37 protein-coding genes are annotated in these 23914 nt (G+C 31.8%); 8 read left to right on the top strand and 29 right to left on the bottom strand.

Annotation, left to right across the window (positions count from 1 at the left end):
- Nucleotides 1–5: 5 nt before the first annotated feature.
- From A6V39_RS01570 to A6V39_RS01525, 10 genes are read right to left on the bottom strand one after another with little or no spacing between them, the layout of a single operon-like run.
- A complete protein-coding gene (locus A6V39_RS01570) occupies nucleotides 6–650 on the bottom strand; it encodes a hypothetical protein (RefSeq protein ID WP_187149926.1) in 645 nt (214 codons plus the stop codon).
- A gap of 6 nt (nucleotides 651–656) precedes the next feature.
- A complete protein-coding gene (locus tag A6V39_RS01565; protein WP_187149925.1) occupies nucleotides 657–1337 on the bottom strand; it encodes a hypothetical protein in 681 nt (226 codons plus the stop codon).
- 6 nt (nucleotides 1338–1343) lie between these two features.
- Entirely contained in the window at nucleotides 1344–2006 is a 663-nt protein-coding gene (locus A6V39_RS01560; protein ID WP_187149924.1) for a hypothetical protein, read from the bottom strand.
- A gap of 9 nt (nucleotides 2007–2015) precedes the next feature.
- On the bottom strand, nucleotides 2016–2675 hold the full coding sequence (locus tag A6V39_RS01555) for a hypothetical protein (RefSeq protein ID WP_187149923.1): 660 nt from the start codon (nucleotides 2673–2675) through the stop codon (nucleotides 2016–2018).
- Between the two features lie 3 nt (nucleotides 2676–2678).
- Nucleotides 2679–3395, bottom strand: coding sequence for a hypothetical protein (locus A6V39_RS01550; RefSeq protein ID WP_187149922.1), 717 nt, complete (start codon nucleotides 3393–3395; stop codon nucleotides 2679–2681).
- Nucleotides 3396–3397: 2 nt separating this feature from the next.
- Complete coding sequence (locus A6V39_RS01545; protein WP_187149921.1) at nucleotides 3398–4117, bottom strand: hypothetical protein; 720 nt, start codon at nucleotides 4115–4117, stop codon at nucleotides 3398–3400.
- 3 nt (nucleotides 4118–4120) lie between these two features.
- Entirely contained in the window at nucleotides 4121–4804 is a 684-nt protein-coding gene (locus tag A6V39_RS01540) for a hypothetical protein (RefSeq protein WP_187149920.1), read from the bottom strand.
- Between the two features lie 2 nt (nucleotides 4805–4806).
- On the bottom strand, nucleotides 4807–5451 hold the full coding sequence (locus A6V39_RS01535; protein WP_187149919.1) for a hypothetical protein: 645 nt from the start codon (nucleotides 5449–5451) through the stop codon (nucleotides 4807–4809).
- Between the two features lie 3 nt (nucleotides 5452–5454).
- Nucleotides 5455–6156 carry a hypothetical protein gene (locus A6V39_RS01530; RefSeq protein WP_187149918.1) on the bottom strand — a complete coding sequence of 234 codons (702 nt, stop codon included), beginning with the start codon at nucleotides 6154–6156 and terminating at the stop codon, nucleotides 5455–5457.
- A gap of 3 nt (nucleotides 6157–6159) precedes the next feature.
- Entirely contained in the window at nucleotides 6160–6801 is a 642-nt protein-coding gene (locus tag A6V39_RS01525; protein ID WP_187149917.1) for a hypothetical protein, read from the bottom strand.
- A gap of 53 nt (nucleotides 6802–6854) precedes the next feature.
- Here A6V39_RS01525 and A6V39_RS01520 point away from each other — a divergent pair, with 53 nt between their 5' ends.
- The 8 genes from A6V39_RS01520 (at nucleotide 6855) to A6V39_RS01485 (ending at nucleotide 13405) form a co-directional block, all read left to right on the top strand.
- The gene (locus A6V39_RS01520; RefSeq protein WP_187149916.1) at nucleotides 6855–7973 is read left to right on the top strand and encodes a hypothetical protein; all 1119 of its coding nucleotides are present in this window, start codon (nucleotides 6855–6857) and stop codon (nucleotides 7971–7973) included.
- Between the two features lie 4 nt (nucleotides 7974–7977).
- Nucleotides 7978–8184: a hypothetical protein gene (locus tag A6V39_RS01515; RefSeq protein ID WP_187149915.1), complete on the top strand. Its 207-nt coding sequence runs from the start codon at nucleotides 7978–7980 to the stop codon at nucleotides 8182–8184.
- A 128-nt stretch (nucleotides 8185–8312) separates the two neighbouring features.
- Entirely contained in the window at nucleotides 8313–9599 is a 1287-nt protein-coding gene (locus A6V39_RS01510) for a hypothetical protein (protein WP_187149914.1), read from the top strand.
- 6 nt (nucleotides 9600–9605) lie between these two features.
- On the top strand, nucleotides 9606–10502 hold the full coding sequence (locus A6V39_RS01505) for a hypothetical protein (RefSeq protein WP_187149913.1): 897 nt from the start codon (nucleotides 9606–9608) through the stop codon (nucleotides 10500–10502).
- 33 nt (nucleotides 10503–10535) lie between these two features.
- Nucleotides 10536–11078 (top strand): hypothetical protein, encoded by a 543-nt coding sequence (locus tag A6V39_RS01500; protein ID WP_187149912.1) that lies wholly within the window; start codon nucleotides 10536–10538, stop codon nucleotides 11076–11078.
- A 2-nt stretch (nucleotides 11079–11080) separates the two neighbouring features.
- Nucleotides 11081–11545, top strand: coding sequence for a hypothetical protein (locus A6V39_RS01495; RefSeq protein ID WP_187149911.1), 465 nt, complete (start codon nucleotides 11081–11083; stop codon nucleotides 11543–11545).
- A 41-nt stretch (nucleotides 11546–11586) separates the two neighbouring features.
- A complete protein-coding gene (locus tag A6V39_RS01490; RefSeq protein ID WP_187149910.1) occupies nucleotides 11587–12501 on the top strand; it encodes a hypothetical protein in 915 nt (304 codons plus the stop codon).
- Nucleotides 12491–13405, top strand: a complete 915-nt coding sequence (locus tag A6V39_RS01485; protein WP_187149909.1) for a hypothetical protein — start codon at nucleotides 12491–12493, stop codon at nucleotides 13403–13405. The genes A6V39_RS01490 and A6V39_RS01485 overlap by 11 nt, the downstream gene beginning before the upstream one ends.
- Here A6V39_RS01485 and A6V39_RS01480 read toward each other — a convergent pair whose 3' ends face one another.
- From A6V39_RS01480 to A6V39_RS01390, 19 genes are all read right to left on the bottom strand, one after another.
- The gene (locus A6V39_RS01480) at nucleotides 13406–14749 is read right to left on the bottom strand and encodes an MIP family Ig-specific serine endopeptidase (protein WP_187149908.1); all 1344 of its coding nucleotides are present in this window, start codon (nucleotides 14747–14749) and stop codon (nucleotides 13406–13408) included.
- Nucleotides 14749–16017 carry an MIP family Ig-specific serine endopeptidase gene (locus A6V39_RS01475; protein ID WP_187149907.1) on the bottom strand — a complete coding sequence of 423 codons (1269 nt, stop codon included), beginning with the start codon at nucleotides 16015–16017 and terminating at the stop codon, nucleotides 14749–14751. Before A6V39_RS01475 ends, A6V39_RS01480 begins: the two co-directional genes overlap by 1 nt.
- Nucleotides 16004–16459: a hypothetical protein gene (locus A6V39_RS01470; RefSeq protein ID WP_187149906.1), complete on the bottom strand. Its 456-nt coding sequence runs from the start codon at nucleotides 16457–16459 to the stop codon at nucleotides 16004–16006. The genes A6V39_RS01475 and A6V39_RS01470 overlap by 14 nt, the downstream gene beginning before the upstream one ends.
- 5 nt (nucleotides 16460–16464) lie before the next feature.
- On the bottom strand, nucleotides 16465–16923 hold the full coding sequence (locus A6V39_RS01465; protein WP_187149905.1) for a hypothetical protein: 459 nt from the start codon (nucleotides 16921–16923) through the stop codon (nucleotides 16465–16467).
- Nucleotides 16913–17611 (bottom strand): hypothetical protein, encoded by a 699-nt coding sequence (locus A6V39_RS01460; protein ID WP_187149904.1) that lies wholly within the window; start codon nucleotides 17609–17611, stop codon nucleotides 16913–16915. Before A6V39_RS01460 ends, A6V39_RS01465 begins: the two co-directional genes overlap by 11 nt.
- Before the next feature lie 39 nt (nucleotides 17612–17650).
- Nucleotides 17651–18124 carry a hypothetical protein gene (locus A6V39_RS01455; protein ID WP_187149903.1) on the bottom strand — a complete coding sequence of 158 codons (474 nt, stop codon included), beginning with the start codon at nucleotides 18122–18124 and terminating at the stop codon, nucleotides 17651–17653.
- A 107-nt stretch (nucleotides 18125–18231) separates the two neighbouring features.
- Nucleotides 18232–18531, bottom strand: a complete 300-nt coding sequence (locus A6V39_RS01450; protein ID WP_187149902.1) for a hypothetical protein — start codon at nucleotides 18529–18531, stop codon at nucleotides 18232–18234.
- A gap of 9 nt (nucleotides 18532–18540) precedes the next feature.
- Nucleotides 18541–18978 carry a hypothetical protein gene (locus tag A6V39_RS01445; RefSeq protein WP_187149901.1) on the bottom strand — a complete coding sequence of 146 codons (438 nt, stop codon included), beginning with the start codon at nucleotides 18976–18978 and terminating at the stop codon, nucleotides 18541–18543.
- 1 nt (nucleotide 18979) lies between these two features.
- Complete coding sequence (locus A6V39_RS01440; protein WP_187149900.1) at nucleotides 18980–19414, bottom strand: hypothetical protein; 435 nt, start codon at nucleotides 19412–19414, stop codon at nucleotides 18980–18982.
- The gene (locus A6V39_RS01435) at nucleotides 19407–19859 is read right to left on the bottom strand and encodes a hypothetical protein (protein WP_187149899.1); all 453 of its coding nucleotides are present in this window, start codon (nucleotides 19857–19859) and stop codon (nucleotides 19407–19409) included. The genes A6V39_RS01440 and A6V39_RS01435 overlap by 8 nt, the downstream gene beginning before the upstream one ends.
- A complete protein-coding gene (locus A6V39_RS01430; protein ID WP_187149898.1) occupies nucleotides 19859–20329 on the bottom strand; it encodes a hypothetical protein in 471 nt (156 codons plus the stop codon). The genes A6V39_RS01435 and A6V39_RS01430 overlap by 1 nt, the downstream gene beginning before the upstream one ends.
- Nucleotides 20330–20382: 53 nt before the next feature.
- On the bottom strand, nucleotides 20383–20763 hold the full coding sequence (locus A6V39_RS01425; RefSeq protein WP_187149897.1) for a hypothetical protein: 381 nt from the start codon (nucleotides 20761–20763) through the stop codon (nucleotides 20383–20385).
- Nucleotides 20763–21032, bottom strand: a complete 270-nt coding sequence (locus A6V39_RS01420; RefSeq protein WP_187149896.1) for a hypothetical protein — start codon at nucleotides 21030–21032, stop codon at nucleotides 20763–20765. Before A6V39_RS01420 ends, A6V39_RS01425 begins: the two co-directional genes overlap by 1 nt.
- A gap of 203 nt (nucleotides 21033–21235) precedes the next feature.
- Entirely contained in the window at nucleotides 21236–21547 is a 312-nt protein-coding gene (locus A6V39_RS01415) for a hypothetical protein (RefSeq protein ID WP_187149895.1), read from the bottom strand.
- A 106-nt stretch (nucleotides 21548–21653) separates the two neighbouring features.
- Entirely contained in the window at nucleotides 21654–22037 is a 384-nt protein-coding gene (locus A6V39_RS01410) for a hypothetical protein (RefSeq protein ID WP_187149894.1), read from the bottom strand.
- A 92-nt stretch (nucleotides 22038–22129) separates the two neighbouring features.
- Nucleotides 22130–22291, bottom strand: a complete 162-nt coding sequence (locus A6V39_RS01405; RefSeq protein ID WP_187149893.1) for a hypothetical protein — start codon at nucleotides 22289–22291, stop codon at nucleotides 22130–22132.
- A gap of 118 nt (nucleotides 22292–22409) precedes the next feature.
- Nucleotides 22410–22754: a hypothetical protein gene (locus tag A6V39_RS01400; protein WP_187149892.1), complete on the bottom strand. Its 345-nt coding sequence runs from the start codon at nucleotides 22752–22754 to the stop codon at nucleotides 22410–22412.
- A gap of 391 nt (nucleotides 22755–23145) precedes the next feature.
- Complete coding sequence (locus A6V39_RS01395) at nucleotides 23146–23385, bottom strand: hypothetical protein (protein ID WP_187149891.1); 240 nt, start codon at nucleotides 23383–23385, stop codon at nucleotides 23146–23148.
- Between the two features lie 53 nt (nucleotides 23386–23438).
- Nucleotides 23439–23696, bottom strand: a complete 258-nt coding sequence (locus tag A6V39_RS01390) for a hypothetical protein (protein ID WP_187149890.1) — start codon at nucleotides 23694–23696, stop codon at nucleotides 23439–23441.
- Between the last annotated feature and the right edge of the window lie 218 nt (nucleotides 23697–23914).

The raw sequence follows: 23914 nt of genomic DNA, 5'->3' as shown, positions 1-23914 counted from the left end.
AGAAACTAATTTTCTTCAGTTTTTTTAATGCACACCCGCCTGTATGCTTCTAGAGCTTCTTTGTATCCATTATCTTTTTTACTTTTTGTTGTAATATCCCTACATCCTTTCTTAATTTTTGAAGCATCTATGCCTTGCATTTGAATACCCAATTTACCTAGTTCATTTTGCAAAGTACTTGAATCTCTATTTCTGTTTGTCCATATGCCTTCATCTGTATTGTCCCCTTCTTTAGTATTTACAATTCTTAATTCTTTAGTTTCATCCGCTATTGTTACACTTCTGGCACAGTTACTTGTTACTTGTGAATAAAGAGTATCTTTTCTATTACTTATTTTTGTGGTAGCAAGGACTTTGCATTTCCTTTTAAGTTGATCTATCAGTTTTTGTGAACCGTCCTTTACTCATCCATTTAAACCAAAAGTATCTTTATCTTGGTTTAAATTAGCTTGCTTGTAACTTTCTCAATTGGCATCTCATTTTGTGTCATCTTCATTGTTATCTGTTTTCAATAATATGTATTCATATTCTTTCCTTATTAGTTCATAAATAGGAGTTCCTCCAAATAAATAAGTACCTCCGAAATATCCGGCTGTTGATACTGAACCTATTGTAAGGACAGCTACTCCAGCTTTAACAGGTAGCGACATTGTTTACTATTGTGTGCAAACAGCCTTGTAAGCAGCATAAACATTTGGATAATCAGGTACTTGTTTATTTTTGGACTTAGCAGTTTCACATCCTTTTCTGATTATGTCAGCACTGGAAGGTTCGTTTTCTATTGATAATTTAGTTAAACTATCCCTTATCTGTGCTCTATTTGTGTGTTTAGCGGCTCAAACTGTTGAACCACTATTAGAGTCTGCGGTATCTAAAATTGTTAATCTATCTTTCTTGGCCTGCTCTTCGAAAGTTACACCTCTTCCACAATATTTGGTTACTTTTCCATAAAGAGGATCTTTATTACTAGGAATTTTGGTTCTTGATAAAGTCTCGCATTTCTCTTTAAGTGCTTCCGTTAAATCTGGCGTGCTTGTCTTAGTTCAATTATCTAAACTAAAAATATCTTTCTCTAACCTTAAGCTATCAGTTTTGTAATTATTTCAATTAGTATTTCAATATGCTTTGTCATTATTGCTTGTTCCTTTTTTAGTGTCTAGTAATATATATTCATAATCTTCTTCAATTATCTTACTTATTGCTGTACCTTGCTGTAACGTATTATTTAATTCTTCTTTCTTATCTTCTTTTGAGAAATAAGAAATACCTGTATATCCTGCTCCAACAGCAGAACCTAATGCAAGAGTACCAATTCCTAATTTAGTGGGCAATGACATAAATTATTAACGCTCGTTAGGCTGTTTAATGCATATCTTTTTGTAAGCATTAAAGATATCTTCATATTCAGTATTTTTCTTATTTGTTGAAATAATATTTTTGCAACGGCCTCTAATTTCATATGCACCACTAAGGCCATGTGTATTTGTCTTTAGCTTCTCTATTTCTGCTCGTAGAGTTCTTCTTGCTCCATCTCTACTTGTTCAAATGTTTCAGTCACTGTCAACATTCACAATTCTTAAATTTTCTTTTTTAGCTTGATCTGCTATTGTTACACTTCTTGCACAATATTTAGCAAAATTTTCATAAGTCTGACTGTCACTTTTCAAAATAAATGTATCTGCCAATAATGAACACTTAGCTTTAAGTTTTTTCCTTAGACCTGGAGTGTCTGTTGGAGTTCAGCCGTCTAAGTCAAAAATATCTTTCCCTTGTCCGGTGTTATCTCCTTGGTAAGCATTTCAATTTTCATCTCAATACTTGTTAGATTCATTAGTATCATCTAATATTATGTAATCGTATCTTTCAGTTATTAAATCAATTATTTTTGTTTTTTGTTGTTTAGTACTTAACTCCTCCTGCCTTAATTGTCTACCTCCTATAGCTCCAAGTCCAGCAAGTGAACTTGCAATAATAGCACTTGTTCCGACTTTAGTAGTTATTGTCATTAACTACTTTTATCCCTCTAACTTAGTACATAAATTTTTGTAAGCTTCATAGAAATTGGAGTAATCATCTTCTTGTTTTTTCTTCCCCTTTAGATCACTACATTTTTGTTTCAGTGTTGCTGCATTTAAATTGTCGTCTGTAATACTTAATTTATCTAGATAGGTCTTTAATTGTTGTTTCTTACTTATTTTGGATTGTCAAGTAGTGCTATCAGCAGTGGCATCTCCAGTTGAAATTATTGTAAGTTTTTCTTTTTGTGCCTCATCAGCTATAGTTACTGCTCTTCCACAATATTTTGTTACATTTGAAAGAATATTATCGTCATTGTTGGTTGATAATGTTTTACATCTTGCTTTAAGCGCAGGAGTTAAATCTGCATCTGCCCTTTTTGTAGTTCAACCCTCTAATTGAAGAACATCATTGTTATCTCTTTTGTAATTTTCTCAATTTGTTTTTCAGTGAGCACTATCATCAATGCCTGTTGCTTCTGTATTTAATAGTATGTAATCAAAATCTTTTTCAATTAATTGTCTTATGGTTGGTTTTGATTCTTGAGGCTTTTGTGCTGTTTCTTCTTTATTCATGAAGTATGTACTTCCTGCATAGCCAGCACCAGCTATAGTACCAATAGTAAGTACACCTGTTCCAATCTTTAGTAGAGGTGTCATAAATTAAGTCTGTTCGTCTTCTGGTTGTTTGGTACATACTTTTGTGTAGGCTGTGTAATATGCTTGGTAATCAGTTAATTGTTTGTCTTTAGTTTGTGATTTTTTGCAACCATCTTTAATTTTGGTTTCATCTATATTGTCATAAGTTATTTCAAGTTTCTCTAAGTGTGTTCTTAATTTTTCTTTGTTAGTGTTCTTCTTACTTCACGTTGCATCAATTACACTTTTCTCAGTATCAATGATCTCTAAATTATTTTTCTTAGCCTCATCATATACTGTAACACTTCTTCCACAATAATTTGCTACATTACGATAGTCATCATTATCACGACCATTAACAAGAGAGCCTGATAAAGAACTACATTTGGCCTTTAATTCCGCAGTTAAGTCTTCTTGTTTTCCTTTAGTTCAACTAGTTAATTTAAAGGTATCTTTTCCTGTTTCTTTTTGGGAATTTGCACTTTTGTATTTCTCTCAATTTGCTTTTCAATGTTCATTATCTGTATTGTCATCATTTGCTGAAGTGTTTAATAATATGTATTTGTATTCTTTAGTTATTAATTCACTTATTGCTGTACCTTGCTGTTCAGTATCGCTTGATTCTTCTGCCTTTGGTGTTGTTTCTTCTTTATTCATGAAGTATGCATTTCCTGCATATCCAAGCCCAGCAACTGAACCTGCAGCAAGAACTCCTAAACCAGCTTTAACAGGTAATGTCATAATTACTCAGTATCTCCGTCCTGTTTAGTACATACTTTTACATAGGCGTCATATATTTTTTGGTATTCTTGTGCTTGTTTATTTTGTGATTTAGCTGTGGCACAACCTTCTCTAATTTTGTCTGCATTTAAATCAGTCCCTTTAATATTTAATTTATCTAAACTATCTTTCAATGAGTCTTTGTTTGTGTTTCTGGTATTTCAAATATTTTTGTGACTTCCGTTAGGATCAGTAACTAATATTGTTTTGCCTTTCTTTTCAGCATCTTCTTTAACAGTTACTCCTCTACTACAATATTTGGTTACGTTTGAATAAGTAGGATCATTTTCACCAGAAAGGTTTGCACCTGAAAGTTCTAAACATTTACTCTTAAGTTGCTCTACTAAATCTTTTGAACCGCCTTTAACTCAGCCCTCTAATTTAAAGATATCTTTACCAGTATCATTGTTAGTATTTTCTGTTTTGTAATTTTTTCAATTTTCTTGTCAATATGAATCGTCTGTTTGGCCTTCTGTCTTCAATAATATGTATTGAAATTCACTCTCTATCTTAGTTCTTATTGATGTTGTTGTGATAGGGTTATCTTCTTCTTTATCTGTGTCTTTATTGTTATCGATATTGTTTTGGTCATTATTTAGAAAATATGTACTTCCCGCATAGCCAGCACCTGCTATAGTACCAATTGTAGCTACTCCTATTCCAAGTTTTAATGATGGCAACATATGCTAAGCTTCTGTATCTGTTGGTTGTTTTGTGCATATTAGTTTGTAGGAAGCATAAATATTTTCATAGTTATCTATTTGTTTGTTCTTTTCTTTCGCTTTACCACAACCTGTTTTGATATCATCTCCATTTGGATTATTACTTGTTATTTCTAAATTTTTTAGATGTGCATCTGTTGAGCCTTTAGCTTCATGTCTTTGAGCTCAAATTTTGGCATGAGTTGCCTTGACAGTTTCTAGAATTGTTGATTCATCCTTTTTTGCTTGTTCTTCAAAGGTTACTCCCCTAGAACAGTATTTAGTTACATTGTCATAAAGTGATTCTTCAGTACTTGTTGATAAAGATTTACATTTAGTCTTAAGTGCTTCAGTTAAATTATTACTCCCTCTATTAGATCACCCATCTAATTCAAAAACATCTGTACCAGTACCGTTATCTCTTTGGTAATTAGTTCAAATAGTATCTCAATGTTTCTTATCTGGATTGTTGTCTCCTTCGGTGGTATTTAGTAATACGTAATCAAATCTATCGCTTATTAATTTACTTATTGCTGTACCTTGCTGTAACGTATTATTTAATTCTTCTTTCTTATCTTCTTTTGAGAAATAAGAAATACCTGCATATCCTGCTCCAACAGCAGAACCTAAAGTAAGAGCTCCTACTCCTAATTTAACTGGTAAAGACATTGTTAATTTGGATCTCCTGCTTTCTTAATGCATACTTCCTTGAAAGATGCATAGACATTTGAATAATCTTCAACTTGTTTATTTTTGGCTTTAGCAGTATTACAACCAGTTTTGATATTGCTACCGTCTGAATTATTACTTGTTATTCCTAATTTTGTTAAGTGAGCATTTATTGATGTTTTGTCTCTATGTCTATTGCTTCATATAGTTGCATGAGTTGCGCCGCTAGTATCTAATACATTTAGTCTATCTTTTTTTGCTTGTTCTTCAAAAGTAACTCCTCTACTACAATACTTTGTTACATGTTTGTACAGGTCGCTTTCTTTATTTGAAACTTTTGAACCTGATAATTCATTACATCTTTTCTTAAGTTCTTCTTTCAAATTCAAATCTGTTTTGCTTGCATCTCAACCCGTTAATTTAAATATATCATTACTGTTTGTTTTGTAACTATTTCATACTTCCCCTCATTTAGTTTCATCTTTATTACCAGAACCCGCAGTTGTGTCTAATAATATGTATTCGTATTCTTCATTAATTAAATCTTTAATTGGTGTTCCACTAGTTAAATAAATTCCTCCAGCACACCCAGCAGTAGCACAAGAACCAACTAAAGCAAATGCTCCAATTTTTGCAGGTGAAGCCATGTATTAACTGGAAGGATCGTCGTCTTGTTTAGTGCATACTTTGACATAAGCATCGTAGATTTCTTGATATTTGCTGGACTCTTCTTTTTTGTTTTTTGCCTTAGCAGTTCCACATCCGGTTCTGATTTTTTCTGCAGTTAAGTCACTTTCAGTTATTCCTAACAAATCTAGACTATTTTTTAGATCTGTTGCTTTCGAATGTCTTGATTGCCAAATACTTTCATCTTTACTTGAAGCTTCAACTTTTAGGATGATTCTACCTTTTTTTGTTGCTTCTTCCTCAACAGTAACTCCTCTAGCACAATATTTAGTTACATTTTGATAAAGATCTTTAGACTTATCGGAAACTTTTTCAGTTGCTAATTCTTTACATTTTGCTTTAAGTGCTTCTGCGGAATCTCCTGGATTGGATTTATCTCATCCCTTTAAATTTAAAACGTTTGTGTTTGCTCTAGTATTATCGGTTTTGTAAGTTTCTCAATTTGTAGTTCAATGAGATTCGTCTTTATTGCCGGCTCCTTCAGTAGTGTCTAATAGTTTAAATTTGTATTCTTCCTTTATTAATGTATTTATTGCTGTTCCTTGCTGTGTATTATTTATTTCTTGTTTATCTTCTTTTGAAAAATAAGAAACACCTGCATAACTTGCACCAGCAATAGAACCTGCTGTAAGAACACCTATTCCAGCTTTAATTGGTAATGACATTATTTACTTAGTACATACTTTTTTGTATGCTTCATAAATTCCACTGTATTGATCTTTGTTTGTTACTTTATCTTTAGTTTTGGCAACTTTGCAACCTTCTTTAATTTGGTTTGCGTTTATTCCGGAAAATGTCATTCCTAATTTTTCAATGTACGCTTTTAGATTACTCCTATTTGTATGTTTATTATCTCAATCACCAGCAGTTCCACTAGTTTCTGTATTAATAATTGTTAATGTGGAATCTTTTTTAGCTTCGTCTTCAACTGTTATTGCTCTACCACAATATTTAGTTATGTTTTTGTATTGGCTATCATCAGTGTCATAAACAAGAGAGCCCTTTAAAATACCACATTTTTCCTTTAATTTAGCAGTTACATCTACAGAACCATCTGACTTCCAACCCTCCAACCCAAAAATATCATTTTCGTTTCCATTATTGTCCTTTTTGTAAGCTTCTCAAGCTTTTGTTCAATGCGTAGTATCTTCATTATTTCCAGTCTTTAGTAACATGTAAAGGTCTTGTCTAGTAATAAGATCACTTACTTTTTTTGTTGGAGAAGGGAATAAGTAAGTACTTGCATAGCCTGCTCCAGCTAAAGAAGTTAAAATACCTCCTATTACTCCAGCTTTAACTAAAGGTGTCATTATTAATTAAGTGATTGAGACTTTTATTAGTAAATAATAAAATTTAGTTAATAATGGGAGGATCATTAATAGGAATCTCTTTATTATTTGGAATAACAGCTGGAGCATATGCAAGTTATGAAGTATTAAGACCTAAGAATATAGGACAGTATTTAGAGTGAAAGGGATATAGTCTTATTAAAGATGATTTAGTATGGGATGCTGTATATGAAGAATATGGTGGAGAATTTAAAGAAGTACAAGAGTTAAAGAGTTATTGTAGTAAAGCATTAGGTAAGTTTGAATTAAGTGAATTAGATAGAGTTATTAAGTATTGTGTTGATGAAGTAAGAACAGTAAAGGGTCAATTAATTAGAGAAGGTATTAGTAATAAGTTAATTAAGACAGAACAGGAATACAAGTTAGCACTTGTATTACGATCAAGTAATAAAGAGTTCTTAGAGATAGTTGATAGTGTAGCTAAGTACAAAGAATGATGTGAAAGTAATTTAAGTAGGAAACCTAATCCTAATTTAATTACTAACGTAAAGACTTTTTGTATACCTAAACCTTACAAAACAGCATCTGAAAAATTAGCACATGAAGGATTCAAGAGATTAGATAAAGATCAATTAAGTGTAAGGTATGAAGAATTACAGATTAGTAAATTAGCTAATAATGTGGGGAATACATTACTGGCAGATATTTCTTCAAATGGTAATGGACTTGATTTAAAGAAAGATGTAATTAAATTTACTAATGCTTATTGAGAATATTGTGAAAGAGAAGCTAAGAGATCTCTAGGGGATGAAAGCTTCTATCCAGAGGGATATTCTAAATTTAGAGCTAGGTGTGCTGATATAGGAGAATTAAAAGAGTCGTGAAAAAGAGTTGAAGAAATTAAGAAGAATAATCCATTAGTACAAGAAATATCTGATTTTGAAAAAGAAAATACATGCAATATGTATTTTGTACATAAAGAATACAACGATAGCAATATTGTATATTACAAAGCAGAAGATCCAATTTGAATAGATTTACAAAAAGAATATAGATTTAGACATAGGGATTTTTATAAAGAATTTAAGGACTTTATTGATACTGATGTAGCAAAAAAAGTATGTAAAGAGGCAAAAGGTAAGGAGATTTTAGTCAGACATGATTATTGGGTTAGTAGGTGGGTAATAAAATAACGATGTGAGGCCCTTTGCTTTTCTTAGCGCTACTTTATTAGGAGTAGCAGGTGTTTCTTATTCTAGTTATGAATTATTAAAGCCTAAAAATATAGCTCAATATTTACAGTGACAAGGATACAAATTAGTTAGCGATAATGAGAGTACTTGAAAAGCTATTTATGAAGAGAATAGAGGTTTTTTTGTTTCATTTAAGGAACTAAGGAACTAAGGAACTATTGCTCCAATGAATTAAAGAGTAATAATTACGAAGAGTTAGATAGAGTAGCGAAGTACTGTATAGATCAGATAAAGACAGTTAAAGGACAATTAATAAGAGAAGGGCTGGATCATAAATTAATGGATGAGGAAGAGCAATACAAAGTAGCCCTTTTTCTAAGAAAAAGTAATTATGAATTCTTAAATATTATTGGTGTTTCTACTGTTATTAAAGAAAAACAAGTAAAGACAGATTCAGCTAAATTAATAGTAGATATTGCAGATATATTTAGTAGTGGAGCTATTTATTTAAAGGATAAAGATAATAAGAGCGAAGCATTTTGATCAATAGATTTCTCTACTACCAAAGACTCTCCAATTCCTAAAGGATTTAAAGAAAGTAGCACTAGTTTCAAGGGAAAAGAACCTTCCTTTGATACTATTGGTTATAGTAATGAAGAAGCAGAAATAAGAAAGAATTATGTATTTTCGGATGTATGAAATAGTGATAGTATTAAGAATTTAAAGGAAGAATTTACTAAGTGAGCTAAAGAAGGAGAGATAGAGTTCTTTACTTCTGATGTAAGGAAATTAAATGATAAAGCAACAGGATTTACTGTATGGAAGAAACATAAAGAACATTGATATCACTTTAGTATAGCTTGAAACTTTAATAAAGTATGGCAATATGAACAAGCAGCATTATGAGGTTTACATTTTCCTTTTGTTGATAGATATATACAACATCAATATTTAGAGGTTGGTAATTTAATTCCTGTAGCTGTTGAAGAATTAAGGATATTAAATTACATTAATACTAAATCCGATATCTTTAAGAATAGAGGTTATGAAACAAGAAGATTGCCAGACTCATTATTCATAAGACATATTCTTTGTCCTAGTTGTTCTCCTTTAAGCACTAAAGAAGTTAATGAAATGTATCAAGGAGAGAGAAAAATTGATATTAATCAAAAAGATATTGAGACATTGGCAAGAGGCTCATGAAGAGATAGATGAGGTAGTTGAATTATTTCTGCTGAAAAAAGAGAAGCAACAGATCCTATTAAGAAATACAGAGAATGATGTGAAGAATCATTAACTAAAGCGCCTTCTTCAGCAAGATTAATTAATACTAAGGCTTTTTGTTTTGCTAAGGAATTCAGAACAGGAGAAGAAAGATTGAAATATGATGGAAGAACTAAGTTTACTAGAGAGCAGTTAAGAGATAGTTATGTATCTTTAGGAATAGATAAGTTTAAGGATTATGAATCTAATACATTAATTAGAGATTTGGGAGGACTTGAATTGAGAAAAAATCAAGATGCATTTACCGACGCTTATGAAAAGTATTGTAATACTGAAGGGAGTAAAGCTATTTATGAGTTAGATTACTCTAAATACTTTACTAGATGCTCCTTTAAAAATTAGAGCAACATGAAAACTAGTTCTTTAGCGAGCATTGTTGCCGCCTGCCTGTCTGCAGGTGGAGCAATGGCGGGATATATATTTTTAAAGCCAAGGAGTTTAGAGAAATACTTAGAGTGGCAAGGTCTTAAGTTAGCTTCAATCACAGAAGATAATTTGTGGAAGTCCATTTATGATGAGAATAAAGATAATTTCAATAGTGATTTTTCTTCTACTGAGACAGATCAGTGAAAAGTAATAAAGGACTATTGTACTAAAGCTTTCAAAAAGACTGATTATTCTTCTGATATTGAAAAAGCTACTAAATGATGTGTTGATAATGTACGTACCGTAAGAGGGCAGCTAATAAGACAAGGGAAAAATGTTAATGACTTAATGACGGAAGTGGATCAATTCAAAACAGCTGCCGTTGTTCAGGGAAATGAGAATTTTTGAAAATTAATTGGAGTTGATGGCAAGGATTTAAATGATAGGGCTAATGTTTATCAGACATGATGTGATTCTTCTTTAAAGGAAAAACCTAAAGATGATTTAGTAGGTAATGTAGATACATTTTGTCGTAAAAAACCTTATTCCAATTTCAAAGACAAATTAACTCATGATGGATATGTTCGCCTCAATGATGAAGAGATAAAGAAAAAATACGACGAACTTAAAGTAGAACAATTACGTGAAAATACTGGAAGTAATATATTAGAGGCAATTGGAGGTGGTCCTCAAAATTGAATTCCAAATTTAGGCATAACGAAAGGAAACTGAAAGATAGAAAGGAAAAAGTTTGAAGAACAATATAAAAGTTATTGCGGAAGCGGAGATGTTAAAAAGTTATTCGAGAAAGACGGTTATCCAAGTAAGTATTCAGAGTATAGGGGTATTTGTTCAAGACCTATTAACCCCAAGAAGTAAGTGTATAGTTTTTTAAAGCCCACCATATCAGTTGTGATTACTGGATCAGTATTAGCAGGAACTTATTTTCTTTTTCCAAACGTTTCACAAAATTCTATAGGTATAGCCTTTTCGGATGCAGTAATTATGGATACAGGCGAGTGAGACTCAAAATGAACTACTTTCAGGGTATCAACTGAAGACATTAAGAGTAAGACTTTAAGGGAGGCTTTTGAAAAAAAGAAGGCAGGCGATGAAGAAAAATCAAAACTTTTATTTAAGCAGGGGTGTAAAGAAATATATGCATCTATTTATACTGAAAAAAAGTCCGATGAATATAGAGATTTTCGAAATTATTGCTCATTGAACGTCTTAGATAGAAAACTGCTAAATAAAGACATGGTTTCTAAAAAAGAAGAACTAAATTGGAAGGTATTTAAAGAAGCAAAACATTCTATTTTGGAATTGGAGGTTATTAAGTCTCAAAAAAATGAAGATATTGCAAAAGATGATTTATTTAAGTGGTGTAGAAAAATGTCTAAAAAAATTCATGAAAAAATCAAAACAAGCCATTTCAATAGGTACTGTCTTAAATAAATGTGAGCCTAAAGTCTCTTGGACTTTTAGGTTTAATAGGATCACTTAGTGTATTAGCTAGTTATTTGGTATACGGAGATGATTTTGGAGTTAAGTTGAATATTGAAACTAAATTTAAGCAGTCTTTATTAGATTTAAGTAAAGAAGACTTTTGAAAAGAGAAGTGAGGCAAGTTAAAGGAAGGAAAAATACATGGAGATAGTCTTAAACTAACTAAAGCTAAAGAAACTTGAAAGATTGAAACAATGAAAGATGCATGTAGAGAAATTTATAGTAAAGCTTTTGAAGGAGCCACAAGTAATGATTTCTTGAATTTCAAAGCTTATTGTGCTTTAACTTATGAGGATAAATTAGGTAAGGATAAGTTTCAAGCTAATAAAGAAGAATGTAATACCCAGAAAGATGAGTTATATTTGGGAGATACAGAGTTTAAAAAATTTGAAAAAGAATGTACTAAAGTGAATTAGGGGATAGCTATTATTTATTGTTATTTTAAAAATAAGAAAATATGAAGACCAGCTCTATAACTAGTATCATTGCCGCCTGCCTGTCTGCAGGTGGAGCGGTGGTAGGATATATCTTTCTAAGACCTAAGAATCTTGGAGAATATCTAAAGTGACAAGGACTTACTTTAGCATCCACAGATAATGATGCTTTATGGCAATCAATTTATGAGGAAAATCAAGAACATTTTAAGACTCTTTTTCCTAATGAGGAGGGAGATGAAAAATGAAGAAGAATAAAAAAATATTGTTCTGAAGCTATACCAAAAGCTGATTACGATAATAATGGTATTGAGAACGCTAAGAAGTTATGTGTAGATAATGTAAAGACAGTTAAAGGTCAGATGATCAAAAATAAACTTAAAGTGGATGACATGATGACAGAGGAGGCGCAATTTAAAACAGCCGCCGCCGTTCAGGGAAATGATAAATTCTGAGGATTAATAGGAGCTACAAATGATACTTTAGAGGAAAGAGCAAAAGCTTATCAAAGGTGATGTACAGAATCTTTGAATTCGCAACCTAAAGATGATTTAGTTAAGAATGTAGATAGTTTTTGTCATAAGAAATCTTATTCAAACTTTAGTGAAAAATTGTTACATGATGGATATGTAAGGTTAAGTGATGAAGATATTGATGCACAATATACAACACTTAAAGTAGATCAATTACAAAAAAATACTGGAAGTAATTGATTAGAGGCAATTGGTGGGGGTTCAGACAAATGAGTTACTTCTTTTGATTTAAGGGCAGATACGTGGAAAATTACAAAGGAGAAATTTGTAGAAAACTATAAAAAATATTGTGAAGCGGGAGACAAATTAACTCTTTTTGATGAAGGAAATTATCTTAAGAAATATTCTGAATATAGAGGTATTTGTGCTAAGGAAGGTCCTAATGTAAAGAAAAATGAAAACTAGTTCTTTAGCGAGCATTGTTTCCGCCTGCTTGTCCGCAGGTGGAGCAATGGCTGGTTACGTATTTTTTTTAAAACCAGCCAATTTAGGTAAGTATTTAGAGTGACAGGGTTTTAAGTTAGCCAAGACAGAAGATGAAGCTCTATGAAAATCTATTTATGAAGAAAATAGGGGAAATTTCAAAGATATCTTTACTGTTTCAAGTGATACTTTAGAGAACGATTATTGAAAAGTAATAAAGGACTATTGTACTAAAGCTTTCAAAAAGACTGATTATTCTTCTGATATTGAAAAAGCTAATAAGTGATGTATAGACAATGTTCAAACAGTAAAGGGACAAATGGTAAGAAATGGAAATAAGATTGATGACTTGATGACAAAACTTGAAGAATATCAAACTGCAACAGCTGTTCAGGGAAATGATAAATTCTGAGGATTAATAGGAGCTACAAATGATACTTTAGAGGAAAGAGCAAAAGCTTATCAAACTTGATGTGAAACTTCTTTGCAGACTAGTCCTAAGAATGCTTTAGTAAAAAATGTTAATAATTTTTGTCACAAAAAGCCTTATTCTAAGTTTTCAGAGAAATTAGTACATGAAGGATACAGAAAAATTAGCAAAAAAGAAATGGAGGAAAAATACAATAAAAGTTATAGTGATTTACATAGTAATACCGGAAGTAATTGATTAGAAGCAATCGGAGGAGGTGCAGAAAACTGAGCTAAAAATTTAGGTATAGCTTTAAATTCTTGAAAGGTAGATAAATCAGAATTTTTGAAAAGATATGAAAATTATTGTAAAGATTTAGACGAAAAGAAATTGTCTGAAAAAGGAAATTATCCAGATAAGTATTCAGAATATAGGGGAATATGTGCTATTGAAGAAAATCCTAAAAAGAAAGACTAATTATTTTCAACCTTTAGATTTAAGGTAAGTATTTCTTCCTTTGTAATACTTTTCAATTTGCTGTCTGAAAGAGCTTTTTTGACCATTAGCGCCTCTAATTAAATCATATTGAGGTTGAATATCCTTAATACCAGATGATCTTAAAGGAACTACTACACCATGATTAATAGCTGCATAATGGTTGCTATATATTCCCAGCACATTGCCATCTTTATCAGTAACTAACGAGCCAGAAGCACCAGAACCCATAGACATATTGCTAATTAAGTATTCATAACCAATGCTATACATTTTCTTACCATTTCAAATTAGTGCTGAATTTGGGTTTTGTATTTCTCTACCATTAGCACTTATGTGACCTTTAATAGGTAATTTGTTATTATTACCTATTAAAGGAGTGCCTTCAATACCAAAACTAATTAAAGAAGCGCTACCAGTTATTTTGTCTAAATTATCTCTCTTTGCAAATCTTTGACCTTGATTCTCGAGATCTGGATATCCTAAAGAATAGAAGTTAGTGTTAAGAAGGGCCAATTCGTTCAAATCATATTGGCTCATAAGTTCGTCTTTAGATAAATCTAATCCTTCATCAGTACTTGGTTTGTATTTGTCATAGAAACCATTAGTTGCTGCTTTTGCAGCCTCTACACTTTCAAACTCAATTTCAATTACTGCAAAATCTTTGTAATAGTCAGCATTGCCTGGAGCTTCTCATTTTCGACCTGATTTACCTAGGAAATTAATAGGAATATAGAATAACTTTGGTTCTTTCATACCAGAAGAGGAAATGCCGTCTTTATCTCTTTCATTTGTTGATCCAGTATCTCCTGTAGCTAAATTAAATCCACTGTAACCAGTTCTTTTTGATTCATTACATGCATTAGTGTCAAATAGTTTTGAATTTGTTTTTGTATGCTTATTTCTTAAACTTTTGACTGCATCTAAGCTTATTGGCAATTCTTGTTCATATGGATTACTTGAGAATTGAAAGTTTTGAATGACATGTGCATTAGTTGCAAAAAATCATGTTGTTGGATATCCACCATTTTCAGGAACAAGATAATCTAATACTCATCCAGTTCCAACGTCACAAGAAGTTAGGAATTTGAAAGTATGATTATCTATTCTTTCAATTGCTTTTCTGCCCGCTTCTCCATCATTAACTAAAGCAATATTAGCTACTTTCTCTTCAATATCAGTATCAAAAGAATTTTGAAAGAATGCTTTATTTTCCCCAAAAACATTCTGGAATTCTGGTTCTAGTATTGAATTGTTTGGATAAAGATATCAACCTCCAATTAGCACACCTACTCCAAGGATGGAAGAAATAACTTTATTATTCATTATTTTCAGCCCCTTTCGGAAAGGAAGGTTCTTTTGCCATTATGATATTTTTCAAGTTGAGATTTATATGAGGATACTTGACCATCTACACCCCTAATTAAGTCATATTTAGGTAATACTTCTTTACCATCAACCATAGCTCCAGCAGATCTTAGAGGTTCAATAAAGGCATGTTTGTTATGAGGATCATGTAGTCTATTAATACCTAATATATTTCCGTGTTTGTCTGCAAATATTCCTCCCGAAGAACCAGCGGTCATATTCATGTTATCTAGTACATAATGGTAGCCTATATTATGCATAGACTTATTATTTCAATTTGTTTTGGAGCCTGTACTTGTTTTTTCTAGTTCTGAAGAATTTGCATGTCCTCTAATTAATTGGTTATTTTCATTAATAAAGCTATATTGAGGATGAGTGTAAGTTAATTGTGAGGCTCTATTATTTCTTGTATTGTAGTTAGTTGAAGCATTAAAGGTTTTGCCTCTTTCAGAAGGATATGCAAAGGAATAATAATCAAGATCTGGATCTATAATGCCTTGTCTATTCTTAGTAAGTAAATCATCATCAAATAGGTTTAATGCATTGCCTTTGTTGTAGTATTTGTTATGGAAGTTATTAGTTAGTTTTTGAGCTATATCAGGGCTAGTGAATTCAATCTCTAATACAGCAAAGTCTTTTTGGTAATTAGTGTAAGGGATAGATTCTCTTTGGCCTAAGAAATTAGTTGGTACATAGAATAATTTAGGAGGTTTAATGTGATTCATAGATACAGCATCTCTATTACTATTGAACTGTTTTCCTGTACTTTCTTTTGATAAGTTAAAGCCATTGAAACCAAAGTTATCTGCTAATGTACAAGATAGACCAGTAAATAAGTCTACTTGTGAATAATCCATAGTTACATTATCTGGAATTCTCATAGCTCCTTTAGTGTAGTCTGGTATTTCTTGACCGTATGTTGCTTCTTTAAATTTGTATCTACTTACTACGTGTGCATTAGTAGCAATAAATCAAGTAGTAGGATAGCTTCCATCTTCTGGAATTATGTAGTCTAGAATTCATCCCGTACCTACATTGCATGGCATAAATAGCTTGAAGCTATAGTCATTTATTTTTTGTAGTATTTGTTTGGCTTCTTCACTAGCTCCAGTAAGCTCCATAGAAGGCGTGATGCCTTCTTGTTTTGAAGATGAAAGATTAAGTATTCCTAAGGTTGCCAATAAGCTACTTAGGATACCAGGAATAACTACTCTAGCTTTGCTCACTTGGTATTTGTGTTAATGGTTTTGTACAATACTTTTCTACTTGCTTGTAAACTTCTGATTTATTGTTTTCAACATTATTTTTTCCATTAATCTCACATAATTCCTTAAAGGTATCTAATCCTTCATCTTGATCCTTTACTCTATCTCAGTGCTCTATTGTTCAAATTCCTGTAGGGACTTTGGATGTATGGTCATTTTTGAATTGATTGTATTTTGGAGTTCAAACACTGACTTTGTCGTCGGTTGGAGAAATTAACTCCAACTTATTATCCTTTAATAAGGAAGTAATGGAATAAGTTTTTGTAACATTAGTATTCTTGCTTTCTTGCTCTTTATTGTTTGATTTAGAAAAATGATTGTAAGCCCCAATACTAGCACCTGTTACAGCCCCTCCTAAACCTACAGTTGTAAGTGTTATTTTTAAGGCAGTATTAATTGCCATGTTTATTATGGTGTTGGGCTAGTTGATTTTGTACAGTATTTCTTTATTTTTTCAAGAATAGGATTAGTTTCTTCTATTTCTTTTTGTCCATGCGTTAAACATAGCCCTTTAAATTTATCGAATCCTGTATCGTTTTCTTTAACAGTAGTTCAATTTTCTATTTTTCAATCTCCAGTTGGATCGGTTGTATGTTCTCTTTTGAATAATTCTCATTTTGGTGTTCATGCTTGATCTTTATTATCTGTTTCTGACAATAATTCTAGGTTTGTGCCTTTAAGCCATTCAGAAACTGCTTTTTTAACTACAGAGGCATCAACTGGTGCTTTTGAAGAAGGTTCAATATGCTCCTTCACTCCTTCAGCAGGTTTATTTATGTGATTGTAAATTCCAATAGCACCACCTGTAACTACTCCCCCAGCACCTATAGCAATTGAGGCCAGCTTCAGAGTCGGATTAATCGCCATCTACACAATATTTAACTATTTCCTTGTATAGTTTGTCATGTTCGTCAATTACTTCTTCATCACTATTTTTTGAACATTTATTTTGAAAATCTTCTGGAGCAGCATCAAGAGATTTATATTTTGTTTCTCATTCTTCAAAGGTTCATGATGGCGAATTTAAAGTTGCATAGTCAGCCTTAAATACACCTCAGTTTTTGTCTCATTTTGATTTATTTCCTGTTGTTTTTTCAAGTATTGATTTTCTCTTACTACTTAATATGGATTTAATTGATTGTTTTTCTGCTGTACAGTAAGTTTTGATTGTTTGGTATAGTTCATCGTTAACACTTTCAACATCTCCTTTACTATTATTTATGCATTTGTCTTGAAAGTCATTTGGAGCATTTTCTTCATTTTTCAAGCTATCTCAATTTTCAAAATTCCAAGGAGCTACAGGAATTGTGACAGGGTCAGTTTTGTATTTCTCTTTAAAGGAAGTTCAAAGTGATTTTCATTTTTCTGTATTTTGACCTTTTGTTAATAATTGTCTACCTTCTGAAGATAGTAAGCTTATTATGGAATGTTTAGTGGTATTATCTATTGTTTCTTTTTTGCTTTGAGATGAATAATGAATACTAGCCCCCACGCCCCCAGCAATACCAGTTACTCCAAGTCCAGCTAGAGCTATTTTTGAAATTGAATTTGCCATATTAACTATTTAGTCACTATATTTTCGAATGATTATTAATTAGCCAGAACTTTTGTCTTTAGTGCAATATTTTTGAATTTCCCCAAAAAGCTTGTCATTATTTTCTCGAGATTTACCACCGTTAGTCTTGCATCTGTCTTTAAATGCTTGTGGTGCAACATTTTCGTTTTCACGTTGTAATTCATCTCAATTGCTGAAAGTTCATAATGGATCACTAGCATGATTCTGAGAGTATGCTGTTTTGAATGTACCTCAATTTGTATTCCATTGATCATTACTCTCCTCAGCCACAAGTAGAACTTTATTTTCTGGCAAAGATTGTGCTATTGATTTTTGAACCGGAGTTATTGTTTGTTTTTCATCCTTTTCAGGCAATAAGGTAGCACTATCTTCCTTCTTTCCTTCTTCATTAGATTTAGATAAATAATTGTGGATACCAACAGCACCACCGGTAACTATTCCTCCCGCTCCAACGGCTATTGAAGCAATCTTTAAAGTAGGACTAACTGCCATTCGATTAATATTTAATTATTCTTTTCTTGTAAAGATTGTTGTAATTAATAATTATTATTTTTGTAATTTAAACTAAATTTAAAGTTGTTTTGTAATGTTTGAGTGTGTTATTTGTAGACAATAATATATTCTTTTTCCATTTGTTTTTTGCATCAGTGTTCTTTCTTTTTTCTATCTTTAGTTCAATTATTTCAGTGTAATCATCTACAAAAACTAAAGTCTTTTGGTACTCTGATAGTTTGTTTTGTTTTTTCTACTTTATTAGTAATAGTTTCAATTTTAACTGTAGGAGGTTCTTGTTTTTCTTCTTTGTTAGTTAAATATCCAATACTACCACCTGCAACACCAGAACCTAAAACTATAGTTGAAATTATTATTCCTTTAGCCAGCCAGCCAGCCAGCCACAATAAATTTAATTAACCAGGATTTTTATTTTTGTCTTTAGCACAGAATTTTTCTACTTCTTGTAATAATGTATCATTATTTTCTCTAGGTTTGCCACTATTAGTTTGACATTTTTGTTTAAATGCTTCAGGAGCATTAACATCGCGTTGTAAAGTATCCCAGTTTTCAAAAGTCCATGCTGAATTAGTAGTATACTTTCCGGCATATGATGCTTTAAATGTGCCTCAATTTTCGTTCCATTTTGGATCACTTCCACTAATATTAAGTAATTCTTTATCTTGTGATAATGACTGAACTATTGATGGTTTTGGGGCTGGTTGTGCCTCTTTAGGAGTATCTGTGACTTTAGTTGGTTGTTTTTGGTTGTTGATAATAAAGTAAGTTGCACCTCCTCCAATTGCAGTAGCTCCTACCGCCCCACCTATAAGAGCTTTAATTGGACCAGTCATTTTATTGGTCTGTTGTACAGTAAGTTTTGATTGCAGTAACTCTTGGATCTGTATCTTGCTCTACGTTATCTTCACTATTATTTATGCATTTGTTTTGAAATTCTTCTTGAACATCGTCTAGTAATTTTGACGCACCTCAATTGTTAAATCTTCAAGATGCATGAATTTCACTTGGATCTTTTGCACTATAGGCTTGTTTGAAACTTGTTCATCTTTGTTTTCAATTATTGTTATCTCCACTTTCTTTTCTTAACAAGCGCTTACGAGCCCCCAATAAGGATTTAATTTTCTTTGCTTTTGTTAATTTAGTAATAGGTGTTATTTGTTTGGTAGGAGTATCTTGTTTGTTACTAATTACTAAATAAGTTATGCCACCACCGGCAACAGTAGCAACACCACCTCCAATAGCTAAAGCTTTTGCAGGTATATTAACCACTTTTCTTTTTGGTACAGTAAAGACTTATTTCTTTATAGATTTCTGCTTGTTTGTCATTAACTTTTTGCTTAGTTCCAATTTCATTACATTTTGTTTTGAAAGCTTGAGGAGTTGAATCTTCTTGCCCACTTATTTCGTCTCAATTTGATATTTCTCATCTAGCCTTTATTGTTTCATATTTTGCTTTAAAAGCCTTTCATTTTGGTTTTCATATTGTTGCCTCATCGTCTCCATTTTGGATAAGCTCTAAATTATCTTCTTTAAGTAAATCAGTAATTAATTTTGATTCTGGATCTTTAGGAGGAACAGCAGTTAGGGGTGTAGTTTCTTTATTCTCTATTGCTTTGGCAGGCTTAGACATTTGATGAATACCAACGCCTAATCCAGTTACTACACCACCTGTACCAAGAACAATTGAAGCTATTTTCAAGGAAGAGCCTGTCATTATCCTTTATCTTTAGTACAGTATTGCTCTACTTCTTTAAATAGTTCGTTATTTTTGTTTTCGACTTCTGTTTTGCTGTTAGCTAGGCATTTTTGTTTAAACGCTTCAGGAGCAGTGTTATCTGGAGTTGTATCTCAATTATGATCAAATTTTCAAGATGAAGTTGCAATGTTGTTTTTGTTGTATTTTGATTTAAAGGAAGTTCAGTTTTGGTTTCATTTTTCAGCATCTTTACTTGCCTCTAGTAATTCTTTTTTACTTCCTTCAAATAAACTAGCAATTGATTGTTTATTTACTTTAGTTGGTGAAGGGGGCGTATCTAAAGGTGTCTTTGTGGAAGAATCAATAGACTCCTTCACTCCTTCAGCAGGTTTATTTATGTGATTGTAAATTCCAATAGCACCACCTGTAACTACTCCCCCAGCACCCACAGCAATTGAAGCCATCTTCAGAGTAGGATTAATTGCCATATGTTATTTTGTTTCTTGTAACACAATTATTTGAAATAGTTAATTTGTATATCTTATTTAGTACAGTAACTTAATACTGCTACGTATAATGGATCATTTCTATCCTTTACTTTTTTTGATCCATTTGTTGAACAATTATTTTTGAATTTTTGAGGAACAGTATTTCTGTCATTTTTGGTAGTTTCTCAAGAATCAACACTTCATATACCATTTGGAGAAGCTTTGTTGTTATGAGCATCTATGAATGCTTGTCAAGCTCTTTTTCAAATATCGTCATTATCTCTTGAAGTAAGTAATGTTTTTGAATCTTTTTGTAGTAATTCAGTTATTGGTATTTCTTTAAGTGCTAGTTTTCTAGATATTAAAGCAGCAGAACCACTAATAGTGGTTGCAATAATAATTGCTATTAATGATTTTGCAAGTAAACTAGGCATTATCTTTTGGTAGGTGTTGCAGGTAGAGGTTTAGTACAATAACTTTTTACTTTTTGATAGATACCTTCTTTCTTATCAACTACTTGTTTGGAGCCATTATTACTACAATTGGTTTTGAATTCTTGGGGAACATTTGATCTTTGTGCTTTTTTGTTTTTTCAGTCTGAAATCTTTCATATGCCTTGTGGATCTGCCTTTTGGTGTGCATCTATGAAAGCACCTCATTTATTAGTTCATTCACCGTTATTTGGTTCTTTAATTAATTGCAAACCATCTTCCTTTAAGAATTCAGGAATTGATTTAGTTTTGGTTTCACTAGTTATTTCAGTATTACTAGATTTGAAATAAAGAGAAATACTAATTACATTTGATATTCCAGCACCTACTAAAGCAAGCTTTAAAGTATGATTAACTATTTAGGTTTGTTAGTGATTTTAGGAATTTAGAATTACTTTTGTAAATTAATAAGGGATTATTTATTAATTTTTTCTATTCATCCATTCTTTTCCATTTGTTTTCTGCATCAATCTTCATTCCTTCTTCTTTGTTTTGTCTTACCATTTCAATGTAGTCATTGACAAAAGCCAGTTTGGCGCACCACTTTATTAGGTATTGGCCTTCTTGGTGCGAAAGTTACTTCTGTAATTAATTCTTCTGGGTCTTCAGAATTCTCTATCTCTTCGACTTCTTGTTTATTAACTAAGTTATTGATACTTCCTCCAAGAACACCAAGACCTGTAAAGACTGTTAATATTGCTGTATTTCAAACCAGCCAACCAGCCATATTAATTAAAGTAACTTAATTCTTTGAAATGCCTTCCTTGTTGTCTTTGTTCCTTAAAGAGAAACAACAATCCAACTTTCCCACAGCTTTTAGTAAATAATAGTCTTTATTTGTTTTCTGAACAAAAATCTTTTACGTTTAGGTAGAGTAAGTCGTTTTCATTAAATACTTCTTTACTGCCATTTCTTTTACATAAATCTTTAAATTCTTCAGGAGCATCAATACTGTTCTTAATATTATTTCAGTCTTTAAAGCCTCATGGTGGTGCAGGTGTATATGTGTTATCTGCTCTGTGTGTTGATCTAAACTTTTGTCATTTAGGGTTTCATTTAGTTTTGTTGTCTTGATTTTTGGTTAGTAGTTTAAGGTTTTCAGAGCTTAGTAGGAAGGAAATAGGTTGTTTACCTACTGATCTATTAGTAATATTTGATACTCTTTGGTTTGGAGGGATACTATGAATTCCTGAAGTTAGTAACCCAATAACTGCCATTGTACCAAGACTTACTAGAGTGAGCTTCAGTTTAGATAATTTTGGCCTTATTTCTGTATGGTTAGAGTAATCCAAAATAAATTTTCCTTCTGCTAAACTTTTGCCCCCACTCTTTCTCGCAGTTTTTCTTTACATTGTTCTTGATCCAAAGAATACAAACCTATAACCCCTTTAAGTTTTTGGCAAGCAAAAAGGACATCCTCCGCTACCCATTTCGTATTTGTCTTGATAGCTACTTTTGCTTCTTTTCTCATCTGCGAAACTATTTTAACTTACTTGCTAAATAACCTTTTTCGGCCCCAGCATAAGGGAGATAGCAAATTAGATTTTTAAGATTTTGACTAGCTGACTAGTCATATTAATTTAAATTATTTAACTTCTATTATTTTGATTGATATTAGTTGTTCTTGAACTTCGGCCCAATCGTATTTCAAGTCGTTTTTTGCATTTTTCTTCATCTTTAAGTGTATGATGTGGCAAACTTCATCTCAGCATTCTGCAAAAACCAGAAGTTCGAACACCAGTCGCAGGAGTTTGTTTTTGCGGCACATCTGGAATTGTTTCTGTTAATGTTTTTGGTTTTTCAACAAGAACTATGATCTCTTCAGGAATTTCAACTTTTTGTTTATTAATTAAATTATTAATACCTCCACCAACAGCACCTATGCTAGAAATAGCAACTAATAATCCTGCATTTCAAACTAGTCAACTAGTCATTGATTTTTAAAATTTATTTTCTTTTAAGTTGGCCTTCTGAGATTTAGACTTTTCACACTATTAGCAATTTGTTTAGCGCAATATTTATTTACTGCTTTGCAAAGAAGATTACTGTCATTTTCCACTTACACTTCCGCTTTTGCATAATTTTTTAAATTTTGTTAATCACTCAGCAGTTTTTTCTTGTTGCTTCAATCTTCTATTTTTCAAGGAATAGCAGGTTCTTTAGCATTATGCTCTTGTTTAAAACTTTTCATCTTTCTGTCTACGCAGTATCATTTTCGGTAGTTGCTCCCAATAACTTTACTCCAGCCAAAAGAGTAGTTATGGATTGTTTTTTGTTTTGGGGTATCAGCTGAAATTGATTTAACTTTATTCTTCTTGTTCAGATTTAGTCGTTTAATAAATACCAACACCAGTTCCTGTAACAATTAAATGTTTTTCAACTCTTATTTCATTTACCAACATTACCTTCTTTAGTTAAGATTGGTTTTCCAGTAGCTTGGAATAATGATTTAATAGCTGTTGGTTGAGAACTGGTTGAAGGTTTTGTTGCAGTTTTGGTACTTCCCTCAAGTAAGTAATATATTCCTTTATCTGCTAAAGCAACCTTTATGGGAAAAGTAGACATTGATTGAGTTTGTCCTTTAAATTATTGAAATATTGACCAATAAACTTTTGTAATTAGCTTTGCCTTTTCCTATTTAATCTATCAATCCTTTTTTTGCAGTGTTCTTCATTGTATCAATCGTAATTGGACATTCAACCAAGTCTCTTACAATAAGGTCCTTTTGGACCTTTCCTTATTTCTTTTTCTTCAGTTTTTTCTATTTTTTCTTTACTATTGTCATTTTTAGTTAAGTATCCAATACTACCACCAACTATACCAAATATTGAAGTGATAGTAGTAATTCTTAGTAATTTAGATATTCAGAAAACCATGACTTTACCGAAAAATTAAAGAATGAAGTAATGAATTGGTAGTTGTTATTAAATTCATCTAAAGAGGATAATTCTACAATTTGGTTGTTTTTATGTTTTGTTTATTACTATCATAGATACCATATCCCATACCCGTAAGACTAGTTGCAACTCTGCAACCTAATCCTATTTTAGCTAAAACATTCACAAAAAGTATCTGCACTTGTGTGTAGTTTGGG

Source organism: Candidatus Mycoplasma haematobovis, from assembly GCF_001645765.1.
Lineage (GTDB): Bacteria > Bacillota_I > Bacilli_A > Mycoplasmatales > Mycoplasmoidaceae > Eperythrozoon_B > Eperythrozoon_B haematobovis.
This window is presented reverse-complemented; position numbering and strand designations above follow the sequence as displayed.